This is a genomic window from Streptomyces sp. NBC_00236, assembly GCF_036195045.1.
Taxonomy (GTDB): domain Bacteria; phylum Actinomycetota; class Actinomycetes; order Streptomycetales; family Streptomycetaceae; genus Streptomyces.
The window spans coordinates 2,557,232-2,574,875 of the sequence record NZ_CP108100.1 but is presented as its reverse complement, the minus strand read 5'-3'; the positions used below and the strand labels follow the sequence as shown (position 1 = coordinate 2,574,875).

At 69.8% G+C, this 17,644-nt stretch carries 13 protein-coding genes; all 13 read left to right on the top strand.

Annotated elements, in window-relative coordinates; translation table 11 throughout:
* The first annotated feature begins 20 nt into the window (after positions 1 to 20).
* A complete protein-coding gene (locus tag OG446_RS11485; RefSeq protein WP_328893934.1) occupies positions 21 to 2,642 on the top strand; it encodes a valine--tRNA ligase in 2,622 nt (873 codons plus the stop codon).
* Between the two features lie 110 nt (positions 2,643 to 2,752).
* Positions 2,753 to 4,276 carry a bifunctional tetrahydrofolate synthase/dihydrofolate synthase gene (folC, locus tag OG446_RS11480; protein ID WP_328893933.1) on the top strand — a complete coding sequence of 508 codons (1,524 nt, stop codon included), beginning with the start codon at positions 2,753 to 2,755 and terminating at the stop codon, positions 4,274 to 4,276.
* Positions 4,277 to 4,281: 5 nt separating this feature from the next.
* Entirely contained in the window at positions 4,282 to 4,638 is a 357-nt protein-coding gene (locus tag OG446_RS11475; protein WP_328893932.1) for a DUF4233 domain-containing protein, read from the top strand.
* Positions 4,639 to 4,749: 111 nt separating this feature from the next.
* On the top strand, positions 4,750 to 5,163 hold the full coding sequence (gene ndk / locus OG446_RS11470) for a nucleoside-diphosphate kinase (protein WP_018103190.1): 414 nt from the start codon (positions 4,750 to 4,752) through the stop codon (positions 5,161 to 5,163).
* 293 nt (positions 5,164 to 5,456) lie between these two features.
* A complete protein-coding gene (locus tag OG446_RS11465) occupies positions 5,457 to 6,476 on the top strand; it encodes a rod shape-determining protein (protein ID WP_148018678.1) in 1,020 nt (339 codons plus the stop codon).
* Positions 6,477 to 6,575: 99 nt separating this feature from the next.
* Positions 6,576 to 7,628 (top strand): rod shape-determining protein MreC, encoded by a 1,053-nt coding sequence (gene mreC, locus OG446_RS11460; protein WP_328893931.1) that lies wholly within the window; start codon positions 6,576 to 6,578, stop codon positions 7,626 to 7,628.
* Positions 7,629 to 7,639: 11 nt separating this feature from the next.
* Positions 7,640 to 8,305: a rod shape-determining protein MreD gene (gene mreD / locus OG446_RS11455; RefSeq protein WP_148018676.1), complete on the top strand. Its 666-nt coding sequence runs from the start codon at positions 7,640 to 7,642 to the stop codon at positions 8,303 to 8,305.
* 61 nt (positions 8,306 to 8,366) lie between these two features.
* Complete coding sequence (gene mrdA, locus OG446_RS11450; RefSeq protein WP_328893930.1) at positions 8,367 to 10,532, top strand: penicillin-binding protein 2; 2,166 nt, start codon at positions 8,367 to 8,369, stop codon at positions 10,530 to 10,532.
* Positions 10,532 to 11,722, top strand: coding sequence for a rod shape-determining protein RodA (rodA, locus tag OG446_RS11445; RefSeq protein WP_328893929.1), 1,191 nt, complete (start codon positions 10,532 to 10,534; stop codon positions 11,720 to 11,722). Before mrdA ends, rodA begins: the two co-directional genes overlap by 1 nt.
* Positions 11,723 to 11,773: 51 nt before the next feature.
* A complete protein-coding gene (locus tag OG446_RS11440) occupies positions 11,774 to 13,309 on the top strand; it encodes a CYTH and CHAD domain-containing protein (RefSeq protein ID WP_328893928.1) in 1,536 nt (511 codons plus the stop codon).
* 50 nt (positions 13,310 to 13,359) lie between these two features.
* Positions 13,360 to 15,285 carry a TIGR03960 family B12-binding radical SAM protein gene (locus tag OG446_RS11435; RefSeq protein WP_328893927.1) on the top strand — a complete coding sequence of 642 codons (1,926 nt, stop codon included), beginning with the start codon at positions 13,360 to 13,362 and terminating at the stop codon, positions 15,283 to 15,285.
* A 105-nt stretch (positions 15,286 to 15,390) separates the two neighbouring features.
* Positions 15,391 to 16,581 carry a hypothetical protein gene (locus OG446_RS11430; protein ID WP_328893926.1) on the top strand — a complete coding sequence of 397 codons (1,191 nt, stop codon included), beginning with the start codon at positions 15,391 to 15,393 and terminating at the stop codon, positions 16,579 to 16,581.
* Between the two features lie 123 nt (positions 16,582 to 16,704).
* Positions 16,705 to 17,487, top strand: a complete 783-nt coding sequence (locus OG446_RS11425) for a TIGR03936 family radical SAM-associated protein (protein ID WP_148018670.1) — start codon at positions 16,705 to 16,707, stop codon at positions 17,485 to 17,487.
* Positions 17,488 to 17,644 lie beyond the last annotated feature (157 nt).

Sequence of the window (17,644 nt, the reverse complement as noted above, 5' to 3'; positions counted from 1 at the left end):
ACGGCCCTAAACTGTGGGGCGTGACCGAGAACGCAGCGCAGCAGCCAGCCAGCATCCCCGAACTGCCGACCCAGTACACGCCGGCCGAGGTAGAGGGGAAGCTGTACGAGCGCTGGGTAGAACGCGGTTACTTCGAGGCGGACGAGAACAGCGACAAGCCGCCGTACTCCATCGTCATCCCGCCCCCGAACGTCACCGGATCCCTGCACCTGGGACACGCCTTCGAGCACACGCTGATCGACGCCCTCGTCCGCCGCAAGCGGATGCAGGGATTCGAGGCGCTCTACCAGCCGGGCATGGACCACGCCGGCATCGCCACCCAGAACGTCGTCGAGCGCGAGCTCGGCAAGGAGGGCAAGTCCCGCCACGACCTGGGCCGCGAGGCCTTCGTCGAGCGCGTCTGGCAGTGGAAGAACGAGTCCGGCGGCCAGATCTCCGGCCAGATGCGCCGCCTGGGCGAGGGCGTCGCCTGGTCCCGTGAGCGCTTCACCATGGACGAGGGCCTGTCCAAGGCCGTCCAGACCGTCTTCAAGCAGATGTACGACGACGAGCTGATCTACCGCGCCGAGCGGATCATCAACTGGTGCCCGCGCTGCCTCACCGCGATCTCGGACATCGAGGTCGAGTACCAGGAGGACGACGGCGAGCTCGTCTCCATGCAGTACGGGGAGGGCGCCGAGACCATCGTCGTCGCCACCACCCGCGCCGAGACGATGCTCGGTGACACCGCCGTCGCCGTCCACCCCGACGACGAGCGCTACAAGCACCTGGTCGGCAAGCAGATCAAGCTGCCGCTGACCGACCGCACGATCCCGGTCGTCGCCGACCACCACGTCGACCCCGAGTTCGGCACCGGCGCCGTCAAGGTGACCCCCGCGCACGACCCGAACGACTTCGAGATCGGCAAGCGCCACGACCTGCCGTTCCTCACGGTCCTCGACGAGCGCGCCGTCATCACGGCCCCCGGCCCCTTCCAGGGCCTGGACCGCCTGGAGGCCCGTTCCGCCATCGTCGCCGCCCTGCGCGCCGAGGGCCGGATCGTCGCCGAGAAGCGGCCGTACGTCCACTCCGTCGGTCACTGCTCCCGCTGCAAGACCACCATCGAGCCGCGGCTCTCCCTCCAGTGGTGGGTCAAGGTCGCCCCGCTCGCCAAGGCCGCCGGTGACGCCGTCCGTGACGGCAAGGTCAAGATCCACCCGCAGGAGATGGAGAAGCGGTACTTCGACTGGGTCGACAACCTCCACGACTGGTGCATCTCGCGCCAGCTCTGGTGGGGCCACCGCATCCCCGTCTGGTACGGCCCGAACGGCGAGGTCGTCTGCGTCGGACCGGACGACGAGGCGCCCACCGGTGACGGCTGGACCCAGGACAGCGATGTCCTGGACACGTGGTTCTCGTCCGGCCTGTGGCCGTTCTCCACGCTCGGCTGGCCCGAACAGACCGACAGCCTCGCGAAGTTCTACCCGAACTCCATCCTGGTCACCGGCTACGACATCCTCTTCTTCTGGGTCGCCCGGATGATGATGTTCGGCCTGTACGTCAACGACGGCGTCCCGCCGTTCGGGACGATCGTCCTGCACGGCATGGTCCGCGACGAGCACGGCAAGAAGATGTCGAAGTCCTTCGGCAACGTGGTCAACCCGCTGGACTGGATGGACAAGTACGGCTCCGACGCGCTCCGCTTCACCCTCGCGCGCGGGGCCAACCCCGGCACCGACGTCCCGATCGGCGAGGAGTGGGTCCAGGGCTCCGCCAAGTTCTCCAACAAGATCTGGAACGCCACCCGCTTCGCCCTGATGAACGGCGCGACGATCGAGGGCGAACTGCCGTCCGCCGACGAGATGTCGGTGACCGACCGCTGGATCCTGTCCCGCCTCAACAAGACGGTCGCCGAAGTCGACGCGTACTACGACGACTACCAGTTCTCCAAGCTCAGCGAGGCGCTGCGGCACTTCGCCTGGGACGAGGTCTTCGACTGGTACGTCGAGCTGTCCAAGACCACGTTCTTCGGCGGCGGCCGCCCGGCCGAGGTCTCGGGCCGCGTCCTGGGCGAGGTCCTCGACGTGATGCTGCGCCTGCTGCACCCCGTCGTCCCGTTCGTCACGGAGACCCTCTGGACCGCGCTCACCGGCCGCGAGTCCGTCGTCATCGCCGAGTGGCCGGGGGACAGCGGCTTCCGTGACGACGCGGCCGAGAAGGAGATCGAGCTCGTCCAGCAGGTCGTCACCGAGGTCCGCCGCTTCCGCTCCGACCAGGGCCTGCAGCCCGGCCAGAAGGTTCCGGCCGAGCTCACCCTGACCGGGACCGCGCTCGCCGCGCACGAGGCGGCCATCCGCCAGCTGCTGCGTCTGCAGCCGGCCGGCGACGGCTTCCACGCCACCGCGTCGCTGCCGGTCGCCGGAGCCACCGTCGCCCTCGACCTGTCCGGCACGATCGACATCGGTGCCGAGCGCAAGCGCCTCACGAAGGACCTGGAGGCCGCGCAGAAGGAGAAGGCGCAGGCCACCGGAAAGCTCGGCAACGAGGCGTTCCTGGCCAAGGCCCCGGACAACGTGGTCGACAAGATCCGTGGCCGGCTCTCCAAGGCCGAGGCCGACATCGAGCGGATCACCGGCCAGCTGGCGGCCCTGCCGCAGGGCTGAGACCGTCACGAAGCCCCCGTACCCCTCCTGCGAGGGGTACGGGGGCTTCGCCGTACCCCGGCCGCCCGGGCGCTGCGCGCGATGTCCGTGCCGGTCCGTAGACTGGCCCCGTGAGTGAGCCCCGCCCTTCCGACCGGCACGACGCGTCCGACTCCGACGAGACCTTCGCGGAGATCGTCGACGAAGCGACCCAGCGCGACCCCGACCTGGCGGTGATCGAGGCCGGGAGCCGCACGCTGCGCGCGGCCTCCGGACCGCCCCAGGGCGACGAGGTCCCCGCCCGCCCCGCCGATCCGGAGGTGGACAAGGCGCTGCGCGCGGTGGAGCAGGAGCTCGCCGGGCGCTGGGGCGAGACCAAGCTGGAGCCGTCCGTGGCGCGCATCGCCGCGCTGATGGACGTGCTCGGCGACCCGCAGCGCGCCTACCCCTCCATCCACATCACGGGGACCAACGGCAAGACGAGCACCGCGCGCATGATCGAGGCCCTGCTCGGCGCCTTCGACCTGCGCACCGGCCGCTACACGTCGCCGCACGTCCAGTCGATCACCGAGCGGATCAGCCTGGACGGCTCCCCGATGGACCCCGAACGGTTCATCTCCACCTACGAGGACATCAAGCCGTACGTCGAGATGGTCGACGCACAGCAGCCCTACCGGCTCTCCTTCTTCGAGGTCCTCACCGGCATGGCGTACGCGGCCTTCGCCGACGCGCCGGTCGACGTCGCCGTCGTCGAGGTCGGCATGGGAGGCAGCTGGGACGCGACGAACGTGATCGACTCCACGGTCGCCGTCGTCACCCCCATCTCCCTGGACCACACCGACCGCCTGGGCTCCACACCGGGCGAGATCGCGGTGGAGAAGTCCGGGATCATCAAGCAGGGCGCGACGGTCATCCTCGCCCAGCAGCCCGTCGACGCCGCCCAGGTGATGCTGAAGAAGGCCGTCGAGGTCGACGCCACCGTGGCCCGCGAAGGCATGGAGTTCGGTGTCGTCTCCCGGGAGATCGCGGTCGGCGGCCAGCTCCTGACGCTGCGCGGTCTCGGCGGCGAGTACGAGAACATCTTCCTTCCGCTGTACGGCGCCCACCAGGCGCGCAACGCGGTGGTGGCGCTCTGCGCGGTCGAGGCGTTCTTCGGCATCGGTGCCGAGCAGACCGGATCGCTCGACGCCGACATCATCCGCAGGGCCTTCGCCTCGGTGATCTCCCCGGGCCGCCTCGAAGTGGTCCGCTCCAGCCCGACCGTCGTCCTGGACGCCGCGCACAACCCGGCAGGCGCCCTGGCCACCGCCGAGGGGCTCTCCGAGGCGTTCGGCTTCTCCCGGCTGATCGGTGTGGTCGGAGCCAGCGGCGACAAGGACGTGCGAGGGCTCCTGGAAGCCTTCGAGCCGATCTTCGCCGAGGTCGTCGTCACCCAGAACTCCAGCGCACGCGCGATGGACGCGGACGAGCTCGCGGCGGTCGCCGTCGAGGTCTTCGGCAACGACCGCGTCCAGGTCGAGCCCCGGCTGGACGACGCGCTGGAGGCGGCGATCACCCTCGCCGAGGAAGAGGACGAGTACGCGGGCGCCGGGGTACTGGTGACCGGATCCGTGATCACGGTCGGCGAGGCCCGGCTGCTTCTGGGAAGGCGCTGACCGACGTGCGTACGCTCTGTGCATCGACGCTGATCGGCGAGTTCTTCGTGATCGGGTTCGCCGGACTCGTCGCGATGAAGTCCGACGACCTGACGTCCGCCACGGTCTGGACGGTCTGCGGCATCGGCATGCTGCTCTCCGTGCTGCTCTGCGGGATGATCACCCGACCCGGCGGCATACAGCTCGGCTGGGCGCTCCAGATCGCGCTGGTCGCCAGTGGTTTCGTCGTCCCGATGATGTTCATCCTCGGCCTGGTCTTCGGCGGCCTGTGGTGGGCCTCCGTGCACTACGGCCGAAAGATCGACGAGGCGAAGGCCCGATGGGCCGCGCAGGAGGCCGCACAGGCGCCTGCCGGCACCTGAGGGAAGCGGCCGGGCGGGTCTGTGACCGGGCGGCCAAACCCGGCGGCCGGCCCGTCACCGTACCCCTGTAACCTCGCCTCACCGCACCCATATGCCTGCAAGGAGCCGCACATGACCCAGCGCACCCTCGTTCTTCTCAAGCCCGACGCCGTCCGTCGCGGTCTGGTCGGCGAAATCGTCGGCCGCATCGAGCGCAAGGCCGGCTGGAAGATCACGGCGCTGGAGCTCCGCACCCTCGACCGCGCCACGCTGGAACAGCACTACGCCGAGCACGTCGGCCGCCCGTTCTACGAGCCGCTCGTCGAGTTCATGCAGTCCGGCCCGATCGTCGCCCTGGTGGCCGAGGGCGAGCGGGTCATCGAGGGCGTCCGTGCCCTGGCCGGCCCCACCGACCCGATCGCCGCCGCGCCCGGATCGATCCGTGGTGACTTCGGCACCATCACCCGGGAGAACCTCATCCACGCCTCGGACTCCGAGGAGTCCGCAGAGCGAGAAATGAAGCTGTTCTTTCCGGGACTTTCCTGACTTCGGATCAGCCGAACAGCGCTGATGACCTGGGGCGACCGAAGTAATTCGGTCGCCCTTCGGCATAGGGTTCCGGATCGCGGGAACGCATCACTCCGACGTAACGTCACCATGAGTGGAACGGCCACCCGTTCTGCTCAGCATGGCGAAGGACCCTCGCGCTGTGTCGGCGTGTCCGGCACTACGATGGAAGCTTCCACGCCCGCAGCGCTCATCTCGCCTACCAAAACAAGCCATCACCGCTTTCGCTTGGGAAGGCCCGACGCATCCTCATGGGGAACAAGGGGAACTCAATGTCGTTCATCGGCCGTGACATGGCTATCGACCTCGGGACTGCCAACACGCTGGTGTACGTCAGGGGGCGCGGCATCGTTCTGAACGAGCCGTCCGTCGTGGCCATCAACACCAACACCGGCGGCATTCTCGCGGTCGGGTCCGAGGCCAAGAAGATGATCGGCCGTACGCCGGGCAACATCGTTGCCGTACGGCCCCTGAAGGACGGCGTGATCGCCGACTTCGAGATCACGGAGCGGATGCTCCGCTACTTCATCCTGAAGATCCACAAGCGCCGCTACCTGGCCCGCCCGCGGGTCGTCGTCTGCGTGCCCTCCGGTATCACCGGGGTCGAGCGACGCGCCGTGATCGAGGCGTCGACGCAGGCCGGCGCGCGCCAGGTGCACATCATCGAGGAGCCCATGGCGGCGGCCATCGGCTCCGGTCTGCCGGTCCACGAGGCCACCGGCAACATGGTCGTCGACATCGGTGGCGGCACCACCGAGGTCGCGGTCATCTCGCTCGGCGGAATCGTCACTGCCCAGTCGATCCGGGTCGCCGGTGACGAACTGGACAACGCGATCATCCAGCACATCAAGAAGGAGTACTCGCTCCTGCTCGGTGAGCGCACCGCCGAACAGATCAAGATCACCATCGGTTCGGCGTTCGACCTGGAGAAGGACGAGCACACCGAGATCCGGGGCCGCGACCTCGTCTCGGGTCTGCCCAAGACCGTGGTCATCTCCGCCGCCGAGGTCCGCAAGGCGATCGAGGAGCCGGTCAACGCGATCGTCGACGCGGTCAAGACGACGCTGGACAAGTGCCCGCCGGAGCTCTCCGGCGACGTCATGGACCGCGGCATCGTCCTCACCGGCGGCGGCGCGCTGCTGCGCGGCCTCGACGAGCGGCTGCGCCACGAGACGGGCATGCCGATCCACATCGCCGAGGACCCGCTGGACTCCGTGGCGCTCGGCTCCGGCAAGTGCGTCGAGGAGTTCGAGGCGCTCCAGCAGGTGCTGGACGCCCAGCCCCGACGGTAGAAACTCAACTGGCCCTCCGCGCGGACGCTGCCGCTCCGCGCGGAGGATCGTTGATATACAGGCACGAACATTCCTACGAGGAAGGCACGGCCGCCGCACGTGAGGGACACACGAGAGAGCCGGCTGCTCCTGGTGCTGCTGATCGCCATCGCATTCGCACTGATCACGGTGGACATCCGCGGCGGCGAGGAGTCACCGGTGGACGGCGCCCGGCAGGCCGCCGCCACCGTCTTCGGACCGGTGGAGAACGGCGTGGCGGCAGCGGTCGATCCGGTGGGCAACGCCATAGGGGCCGTACGCGCCTCCGGCACCCGCCACGACAAGATCACCGCGCTGGAGCAGGAGAACGCCGCGCTCAAGGTGAGGCTGGGCAGCGACGACCGCAACCGCAGCCGGGTCCGCGAGCTCGACAAGATGCTCAAGAAGTCGGACGCCGGCCAGTACGGCATCAAGGCCGCCGAGGTCATCGCCATAGGAGCGGCCCAGGGCTTCTCCTGGACGGTCACCATCGACGCCGGATCCAAGGACGGCCTCAAGCGCGACATGACCGTCCTCAACGGCGACGGACTCGTCGGCCGCGTCACCACCGTCGGTCCGGACACCGCCACGGTTCTCCTGGCCAACGACCCCGACTTCACCGTCGGCACCCGGATGGAGTCCACCGACGAACTCGGTTTCGCCACCGGCCAGGGCTCGCGCCCGCTGTCCGTCCAGTTCCTGAACGGCAAGGCCAAGGTCAAGAAGGGCGACCGCCTTGTCACGTTCGGCTCCAGCAAGGACAAGCCGTTCGTGCCCGGCGTCCCGGTCGGTGAGGTCGTCCGCGTCGACCCGTCCGGTGGCGATCTGACCCGTACCGTCTACGTCCGCCCGTTCGTCGGCTTCACCAAGCTCGACATCGTCGGCATCGTCGTCCAGGCACCGCGCGAGGACCCGCGCGACGCGGTCCTGCCGAAGAAGCCCGTCAAACCGGCCAAGCCGAAGCCCACCCCGACCGTCACCGTCACCATCTCGCCCAACGGCGACATCGTCGACACCAGCGGCAACGTGGTCGGGAACATCCACCAGAGCGCGAGTCCCAGCGGCAGCCCGGACCCGAACCCCAGCGGGAACGCCACACCGAACGCCGACAACGCGGTAAACGAACAGAGGTAGAGCTGATCCCCATGCGTGTCAACCGGACTCTGCTCTCCATCGTTCTGGTCGTGATCGCCCTCGTCGTCCAGGTATCCGTACTCGCCCGGCTCCAGCTTCCCGGAGCCGTACCCGATCTGCTGCTCATGGTCGTCCTCGGACTGGCCTTCGTGTACGGGCACGTCAGCGGGGCCCTCATCGGCTTCGGCGCGGGTCTCCTCGCCGACCTGGCACCCCCCGCCGACCACGCCGCCGGACGCTACGCCCTGGTCCTCTGCGTCATCGGCTACCTCGCCGGACTGGCCAGGCCCGAGAACGGCCAGCTCAAGTCTGCCTTCCTCCCGATGGCCGTGGTCGTCGCGGCGGCGATCGGATCGACGCTGCTCTACGCGGGCGTCGGCGCCCTCGTCGGCGACACGGCGGCCCGCCATGTGGGCCTGGGCAGCCTGCTGTTCACCGCGGCCGTCTACGACCTGCTCCTCGCGCCGTTCACCGTCCCACTGATCATGGCCATCGCCAGACGCACCGTGAACGACCCGCTGACCGAGTCCTCCTCCGGCCGCGGCGACGTCGCCGCCGGCTGGCTCGCCGCGGGCACCGGGCTGCGCATCGGCAGCCAGCGCGGCGGACTGCGCGTCAAGGCCGCCCGCAACCGCGCCGCACGCGCCGGACGGATCAAGGGAGTCAAGCGACTGTGAGGCCGCAATCCTCCGGGGGCAGCCCCCGTACCACCGGCCCGACCACCACCGGGGGCGCCCCGTGACCAACATCCCCGAGACGGGACGGACCCAGCGGGTCCAGATCCGCCTCATCGTCATCCAGGTCCTCGTCTTCTCCCTGCTGCTCACCCTCGGCGGCCGCCTCTGGTACCTCCAGATCCGCAACGGCCAGGAGTACTCCGACGAGGCGAAGAACAACCACGTCCAGCAGGTCGTCCAGCCCGCCGCCCGCGGCTCCATCCTCGACGCCCGCGGCGTGCCCCTCGCCGACAACGAGACCCGCCTCGTCGTCTCCGCCAGCCGCACCGAGCTGCTGAAGATGGACGACGACGGCGAAGGCGTCCTGACCCGGCTCGCCGGCGTCCTCGACATGAAGCCCAAGGACGTCATCGACAAGGTCCGGCTCTGCGACGCGAAGACCCCCCAGCCCTGCTGGAACGGCTCGCCCTACCAGCCGATCCCGGTCACCGACGAGGCCACCACCCAGCAGGCCCTCCAGATCCGTGAACGCGCGGAGGACTTCCCCGGCATCACCGCCGAGCCCACCGCCGTCCGCCGCTACGCCGCACCCGGCAAGGCCAACACCGCCCAGGTCCTCGGCTACCTCTCACCCGTCACCGACGAGGAGATCACCAAGGCCCAGGACAGCGACTCGCCCTACCTCCGCTCCGACCAGGTCGGCCGCTCCGGCCTGGAGCGCACGTACGACAAGGAACTGCGCGGCAAGGCGGGCGTCACCCGCTACGAGGTCGACAACCTCGGCCGGGTCATCGGCCAGGCCAAGAACGACGAGGCGGAGCCCGGCGCCAGCGTCGTCACCTCCATCGACGCCCGCGTCCAGGCCGTCGCCGAGTACGAGCTCAACCAGGCCATGAAGGTGGCCCGTACCGAGTTCGACACCAACACCGGCGAGAACTACAAGGCCGACTCCGGCGCCGTCGTCGTCATGGAGGCCAAGACCGGCCGCGTCGTCTCCATGGCCTCCCTGCCCAACTACGACCCCAACGCCTGGGTCGGCGGCATCTCCGCCAAGGACTACGCCAAGCTCACCGGCAAGAACTCCAACTTCCCGCTGCTGAACCGGGCCATCCAGGGCCAGGCCGCCCCCGGCTCCATCTTCAAGGTCATCTCCTCCACCGCCGCGGTCAACGCCGGTTACCCCTTCGACGGCAACTACCCCTGCCCCAGCTCGTACTCCATCGGCGGCCAGACCTTCAAGAACTTCGAGTCCCAGGGCTACGGCAGCATCACCATCGGCCGCGCCCTCGAAGTCTCCTGCGACACCGTGTACTACGGCCTCGCGCACAAGGAGTGGCAGAAGGACGGCGGGAACAACCCCAAGAAGAACGCCAACGACTGGTTCTACAAGACCGCCCATCAGTTCGGCCTCGGCAAGGAGACCGGCATCGACCTCCCCAACGAGGTCAGCGGCCGCGTCCCGGACCGCCAGTGGAAGAAGAACTTCGCCAAGGCCAACCACGACGCCTGGTGCAAGCAGGGCAAGAAGGGCGGCACGTACGTCGAGCAGATCGCGTACGAGAACTGCCTCGAAGGCGACAAGATGCGCGCCGGTGACTCCGTCAACTACTCGATCGGCCAGGGCGACACCCTCGTCACCCCGATCCAGATGGCCACCATCTACGCGGCCATCTCCAACGGCGGCACCCTCTACGACCCCACCGTCGGCAAGGCGATCGTCAGCGGCGACGGACAGACCGTCCAGGAGATCGAGCCGAAGTCGCACGGCAAGCTCCCCTTCACCAAGAAGACGCGCAACGAAATAGACGAAGCCCTCGCGGGTGTCGCGACCCGCGGCTCCGCCGCCTGGCGATTCGGCGGCTGGCCGCAGGACAAGATCCCGATGCACGCCAAGACGGGCACGGCCGAGGTCTACGGCAAGCAGACGACCTCCTGGTTCGCCACGTACACCAAGGACTACTCGATCGTCATGACGATCTCCCAGGGCGGTACGGGGTCCGGAGCATCCGGGCCCGCCGTCCGCAACATCTACAACGCCCTCTACGGCCTCGACGCCGCGGGCAAGCAGGACCTCAAGAAGGCCCTGCTGCCGACCCCGCAGAAGTCCCTGCCGAAGATCCAGACGGACGGCACCATCGACGCCCCCAGGATCAAGCCCTACGACCCCGCGTCGCAGAAGCCGGCCACCGAGCAGACGCTCGCCGCAGTGCTGGGGAGGCGTGACTGATGGCAGGCTTCTCCGTCCCGCGCTACGGCCCCGACCGGGGCGCCTGGGGCAGGCTCACCGCTCGTGACTCCGTCGTGCGCCGCCTCGACTGGCCGCTGCTCGGCTCGGCGATCGCACTCTCCTTCATCGGCTCGCTGCTCGTCTGGTCGGCGACCAGGGGACGTGACTCGCTCACCCACGGCGACCCGTACTACTTCCTCTTCCGCCACGCCCTCAACACCGGCATCGGCTTCGCCCTGATGATCGGCACGATCTGGCTCGGCCACCGCACCCTGCGCGGTGCGGTGCCGATCCTGTACGGGCTGTCCGTGATCCTCGTGATGGCGGTCCTCACCCCGCTCGGCGCCACCGTCAACGGCGCCCACGCCTGGATCCTGCTGCCCGGCGGCTTCTCCCTCCAGCCCTCCGAGTTCACCAAGATCACCATCATTCTCGGCATGGCGATGCTGCTCGCCGCCCGCGTCGACGCGGGCGACCAGCTGCACCCCGACCACCGGACCGTCGCCAAGGCCCTCGGCCTGGCCGCGCTCCCGATGGCCGTCGTCATGGGAATGCCGGACCTCGGCTCCGTGATGGTCATGGTCGTCATCGTGCTCGGCGTCCTCCTGGCCTCCGGGGCGTCGAACCGCTGGATCTTCGGCATCCTCGGCGCGGGCGCCGCCGGAGCCGTGGCCATCTGGCAGCTCGGGCTCCTCGACGACTACCAGATCGCCCGGTTCGCCGCCTTCGCCAACCCGGCCCTCGACCCGGCCGGCGTCGGCTACAACACCAACCAGGCCCGGATCGCGATCGGCTCCGGCGGCCTCTCCGGCACCGGCCTCTTCCAGGGCACCCAGACCACCGGCCAGTTCGTCCCCGAGCAGCAGACCGACTTCGTCTTCACCGTCGCCGGTGAGGAACTCGGCTTCCTCGGCGCCGGACTGATCCTGGTCCTGCTCGGCATCGTCCTGTGGCGCGCCTGCCGCATCGCCCGCGAGACCACCGAGCTCTACGGCACGATCGTCGCCGCGGGCATCATCGCCTGGTTCGCCTTCCAGGCCTTCGAGAACATCGGCATGACGCTCGGCATCATGCCGGTCGCCGGACTGCCCCTGCCGTTCGTCTCCTACGGAGGCTCCTCGATGTTCGCCGTCTGGGTGGCCATCGGGCTGCTCCAGTCGATCAGGGTCCAACGGCCGATAGCGGCCTGAGCCGTTGCGGGCCCACTGCCCATCCACGTACATCACGTCTAGATTCGATGCATGGCGGACTCGAAGCGCGAGATCGAGCGGAAGTACGAAGCCACTGGTGACGCCCGGCTGCCCGACCTGAGACGGGTGGCCGGAGTCGCCGCCGTGGACCACCGGGGCGTCATCGAACTCGACGCCGTCTACTACGACACCGAGGACCTCCGGCTCGCCGCCGACGGCATCACCCTGCGCCGCCGCACCGGCGGCGCCGACGCCGGCTGGCACCTCAAGTTCCCGGTCGCCTCCGGCATCCGCGACGAGATCGGGGCCCCGCTCTCCGACACCCTGCCCGCGGACCTGGCCGGTCTCGTCCGCTCCCGGGTCCGCGACACCGCCCTCGTCCCGGTGGCCCGGCTCCGGTCCGCCCGCGACGTGCACGTGCTGAACGGCCCGGACGGTGAACCGCTCGCCGAAATCGGCGTCGACGCGGTCCGGGCCCAGCGGCTGCACGGCGGCAACCGCGCCACCGCCTGGACCGAGATCGAGGTCGAACTCGCCGACGAGGGCGACCCCGCGTTCCTCGACGCCGTCGAGAAGCGATTGCGGAAGGCCGGCATCGCCCCCTCCGAGTCCTCCTCCAAACTGTCCCGCGCCCTGGCCGAGACCGCCCCGAAGAAGAAGCCGTCCCCGAAGAAGCGCCCACCGGAACCCGCCACGCCCCCGCGCACCGCGGGCGACCACGTCCTTGCCTACGTACGCGAACAGGTCACCGACATCGTCGCCCTCGACCCGGCCGTGCGCCGGGGCCTGCCCGACTCCGTGCACCGGATGCGGGTCGCCACCCGCAGGCTCCGCAGCACCTTCCGCACGTACCGCAAGGTCCTCGACCGCACGGTCACCGACCCCGTCGCCGCCGAGCTGAAGTGGCTCGCGGCGGAACTCGGCGTCGACCGCGACCAGGAGGTCCTCGACGCCCGGCTGCGCACCCGGCTCGACGCACTGCCCCGCACCCTGGTCCTCGGCCCGGTCCGCGCCCGGCTGAGGATCTGGTCCACGGCCCGCCGCAGCGGCTCCCGCCGCCGTACCGTCGCGGTGCTGGACGGCGCCCGCTACCTCGCGCTGCTGGAGACCCTGCACGCGCTCCTCGCCGGCCCGCCCCTGCTGCCCGCGGCCGCCGGCCCGCCCGGCAAGGCGCTCACCCGCGCCGCGCACAGGAACCACGAACGCCTTGCCACCCGCATCGCACACGCCCTGGAACACCCGCCGGGCCCGGACCGCGACCTCGCCCTGCACGACGCCCGCAAAGCGGCGAAGCGCGCACGGTACGCGGCCGAAGCGGCCCGCCCCGCGCTCGGGAAGCCGGCCCGGAAGTCCGCCAAGCGGCTGAAGGCCGTCCAGAGCGTCCTCGGCGACCACCAGGACAGCGTCGTCGCCCGCGACGCCCTGCGCACCCTCGCCGTCCAGGCCCATGCGGCGGGGGAGCCCTCGTTCACCTGGGGCCTGCTGTACGGACAGGAGGAGGCGACGGCCGCGGCACGCGAGCGGGAACTGCCCGGGGTGTGGGCCCGGGCCTCCCGGGCGGAAATCCGGACGGCGTCCGGAGGCTGAGCAGCGCGGTACGCTGGATGGTCACCCCTGCCAGCTCTCGAAAGTTCGCGATGTCTGTCGATTCGGTCTTCCCACAGCTCGAAGCTCTGCTCCCGCATGTGCAGAAGCCCATCCAGTACGTCGGCGGTGAGCTGAACTCCACCGTCAAACCGTGGGACGAATGCGACGTCCGCTGGGCCCTCATGTATCCGGACGCCTACGAGGTCGGGCTTCCCAACCAGGGCGTCATGATCCTGTACGAGGTACTCAACGAGCGCCAGGGCGTCCTCGCCGAGCGCACCTACAGCGTCTGGCCCGACCTCGAAGCGCTGATGCGCGAGCACAAGGTGCCGCAGTTCACCGTGGACGGCCACCGCCCGGTCAAGGCGTTCGACGTCTTCGGGCTGAGCTTCTCCACCGAGCTCGGCTACACCAACATGCTCACCGCCCTGGACCTGGCCGGCATCCCCCTGTCCGCCAAGGACCGCGGCCTCGACGACCCGATCGTGCTCGCGGGCGGCCACGCCGCCTTCAACCCCGAGCCGATCGCGGAGTTCATCGACTGCGCGGTCATCGGCGACGGCGAGCAGGCGGTCCTGGAGATCACCGAGATCATCCGCGCCTGGAAGGCCGAGGGCCGCCCCGGCGGCCGTGAGGAGGTGCTGTTCCGCCTCGCCAGGACCGGTGGCGTCTACGTCCCCGGCTTCTACGACGTCGAGTACCTCCCGGACGGCCGCATCGGCCGCGTCGTCCCGAACAAGTCGGGCGTGCCGTGGCGGGTGTCCAAGCACACCGTCATGGACCTCGACGAGTGGCCCTACCCCAAGCAGCCCCTCGTCCCGCTCGCCGAGACCGTCCACGAGCGGATGTCCGTGGAGATCTTCCGCGGCTGCACCCGCGGCTGCCGTTTCTGCCAGGCCGGCATGATCACGCGCCCCGTGCGGGAGCGAAGCATCACCGGCATCGGCGAGATGGTGGAGAAGGGCCTCAAGGCGACGGGCTTCGAGGAAGTGGGCCTGCTCTCGCTCTCCTCCGCGGACCACACCGAGATCGGCGAGATCGCCAAGGGCCTCGCGGACCGCTACACCGAGGACAAGATCGGCCTCTCGCTGCCCTCCACCCGCGTCGACGCGTTCAACGTGGACCTGGCCAACGAGCTGACCCGCAACGGCCGCCGTTCCGGTCTCACCTTCGCCCCCGAGGGCGGCTCCGAGCGCATGCGCAAGGTCATCAACAAGATGGTCTCGGAGGAGGACCTGATCCGTACGGTCTCCACCGCGTACGGCAACGGCTGGCGGCAGGTGAAGCTGTACTTCATGTGCGGCCTGCCCACCGAGACCGACGAGGACGTCCTCCAGATCGGCGACATGGCGGTCAAGGTGATCGCCAAGGGCCGTGAGGTGTCCGGGCAGAACGACATCCGCTGCACCGTCTCCATCGGCGGCTTCGTCCCCAAGCCGCACACCCCGTTCCAGTGGGCGCCGCAGCTCAGCGCCGAGGAGACCGACGCCCGGCTGACGAAGCTCCGCGACAAGATCCGCGGCGACAAGAAGTACGGCCGCTCGATCGGCTTCCGCTACCACGACGGCAAGCCCGGCATCGTCGAGGGCCTGCTCTCCCGCGGCGACCGCCGCGTCGGCTCCGTCATCCGCGCCGTCTACGAGGCCGGCGGCCGCTTCGACGGCTGGCGCGAGTACTTCAGCTACGACCTGTGGATGAAGAGCGCCGAGAAGGCCCTGCCCGACTTCGGTGTGGACGTCGACTGGTACACCACCCGCGAGCGGACGTACGAGGAGGTCCTGCCCTGGGACCACCTGGACTCCGGTCTCGACAAGGACTGGCTCTGGGAGGACTGGCAGGACTCGCTCGACGAGACCGAGGTCGAGGACTGCCGCTGGACGCCGTGCTTCGACTGCGGGGTCTGTCCTCAGATGGACACGAGCATCCAGATCGGTCCGACGGGCAAGAAGCTCCTGCCGCTGACGGTCGTGAAGTGAGCAGCCGTCAGTGAGGTGACACCGCCCGGCTTCTGACGGGTGACAGCTCGGTGACGAAGGCCCGGTCGGGGAAACCCCCGACCGGGCCTTCGCGTCATCAGGTGCATGGAATACGGAAAGCACCAGGCACCCGCGCGGTACGAGAGCGGTGACGGCTGCCTCACCACGCTCGTCAGGATTCCGGTGCGGATCGTCGTCCTCGTCCTCGTCCTGCCGGTGCGGATGGTCTGGGACGCCCTCGTCGCGGGCGCCCGTGCCTCGGACCGGATTCTGCTGCGCCCGCTGGGGCGCGCGCTGGCGTGGCTCTTCGAGGTGCTGGCCGTGATTCCGGCCCGCTGGCTGTACGCCCAGGTGCTGACCCCGGTCGGGCACGGGCTGCGGTGGCTGGCCATGGCGGTGTTCGTGTGGCCGTGGGTCGCGCTGTGGCGGTACGTGGTGGTGCCCGGGGTGCGGTACGGGTTCGTGGTGCCGGTCACCTGGCTGTACGCGCATGTGCTCACCCCGATCGGGCACGGGCTGCGATGGGTCCGGCGGACGCTGCTGAACCCGGCCGGACGGGGGGTCGCCACCGCGGTGAAGTGGCTGCTCACCGCCTTGCTCGTCATTCCGGTGGTCCTGCTGTGGCGCTACGTGATCAAGCCGCTGGGGCTGGCCGCCGCCTGGCTCGTGGAGCATCTGATCGTGCTGCCGCTGGCGTGGACGTACCGGGAACTGCTCACCCCGCTGGGCCACGGCATCGCATGGCTCCTCGATCAGCTGGTCCGCGGCATCGAGGCCGGCTGCAGAGGGCTGTGGGCGGGCGTCCGATGGCTGGTGACGGTGCTCCTCGTCACGCCGGTGGTCTGGGTGTACCGGCGGATCCTGACCCCGGTCGGCCGGGAGATCGCTGCGGCGTTCGGTGTCGCCTGGCGGGTCGCCGGGTTCGTCTCGCGGGCCTTCGGGCGGGCGCTCGCATGGCTGGCGTGGCACCTGGTCGGGGCGCCGGTGGCCTGGGCCTACCGCTCGGTGTGCACCCCGGTCGGGCACTTCCTGCGCGACGCCGTGTTCGTACCGGCCGGGCGGGCCGCCCGCGCGGTGGGCCGGACGGCCCGGCAGACGCTCCGCACGGCGCGCGAGACCGTCCGGCAGGCCAGGCGCGACGCATGGCGGGCGCTGGTCGGCGGGGCGCGCGAACCCGAGCCCCGGGAACCGGAAGGCCTGTCTGCGCGTACTCTGGGTAGTACAACGACTGTGCCCAGCGCGGCGCCCGAACCAGAGATCTCCCTGCGGAAAGAGAAATCCGTCCCGCAGGGGTGAGCCGGACCGGACGCCCCCGGGCCACCCGTATTTCGAGGGCGGCGTGCCACCGCGTCCGCTCCGCACCGAGGAGAAGAACCACTGGGCAAGCGACAGCCCGAAGGCCCGCCGCCCGCACCGGCAGTGCAGCGCATCCGACTGCGCTACACCAAGCGCGGCCGCCTCCGGTTCACCAGTCATCGAGACTTCCAGCGTGCCTTCGAGCGGGCGCTGCGCCGCTCCGAGGTGCCCATGGCCTACTCGGCGGGCTTCACCCCGCACCCCAAGGTGTCGTATGCCAACGCCGCACCCACCGGCACGGGCAGCGAGGCCGAGTTCCTGGAGATCGCCCTCACCGAGGCCCGTGATCCGGGCACGCTGCGCGAACTCCTCAACGACTCGCTGCCGGACGGACTCGACATCACCGATGCCGTGGAGGCCCGCACCTCGGGTCTCGCCGACCGGCTCACCGCCTCCGTCTGGGAGATGCGGCTGAACGGGGTCGCCGTGGAGGACGCCGAGAAGGCCGTCGCCGCGTTCAACGCGGCCGAGACCGTAGAGGTCGAGCGCCGCACGAAGAACGGCATCCGGAGCTTCGACGCCCGGTCCGCCGTCGTCGACCTGCAGGCCCTTGATCATCAGCCTGATAGGCCCGGGGACAAGGCCTGTGCGATACTGCGGCTGGTTGTTCGGCACGTGACACCTGCCGTTCGGCCTGACGACGTCCTGTCCGGTCTCCGCGTTGTGGCCGACCTGGCGCCGCCGGTCCCCGCAGCGGTGACCAGGCTGGCGCAGGGGCTCTTCGACGAGGAGTCCGGCACGGTGACCGACCCGCTCGCGCCCGACCGCGAGGCAGCCCCGGCCGTTCTACCCACGGCCACCGGGACCGCCGTCGCGACGGCGCCTGAAGGTGCAGGTTCCGCGTAAGGCGGTCGTTGTAGCGCAGCCCTCGGACTCGGGAGCCACCTGGGCCGGGCCGCGCGCTGACCCATAAGACTTTCGCCAGGCCGTGCGCACACCGCGTAGGGAACCGGCGAGCCAGACATTCAGCCCCCGTGCGGCGACCGCGCCCCGGACGGCGGTA

Coding starts and splice junctions, on each gene's coding strand:
- ndk (WP_018103190.1), top strand. CDS start 4,750: ATGACCCAGCGCACCCTCGTTCTTCTCAAGCCCGACGCCGTCCGTCGC.
- OG446_RS11465 (WP_148018678.1), top strand. CDS start 5,457: ATGTCGTTCATCGGCCGTGACATGGCTATCGACCTCGGGACTGCCAAC.
- mreD (WP_148018676.1), top strand. CDS start 7,640: ATGCGTGTCAACCGGACTCTGCTCTCCATCGTTCTGGTCGTGATCGCC.
- rodA (WP_328893929.1), top strand. CDS start 10,532: ATGGCAGGCTTCTCCGTCCCGCGCTACGGCCCCGACCGGGGCGCCTGG.
- OG446_RS11440 (WP_328893928.1), top strand. CDS start 11,774: ATGGCGGACTCGAAGCGCGAGATCGAGCGGAAGTACGAAGCCACTGGT.
- OG446_RS11435 (WP_328893927.1), top strand. CDS start 13,360: ATGTCTGTCGATTCGGTCTTCCCACAGCTCGAAGCTCTGCTCCCGCAT.
- OG446_RS11430 (WP_328893926.1), top strand. CDS start 15,391: ATGGAATACGGAAAGCACCAGGCACCCGCGCGGTACGAGAGCGGTGAC.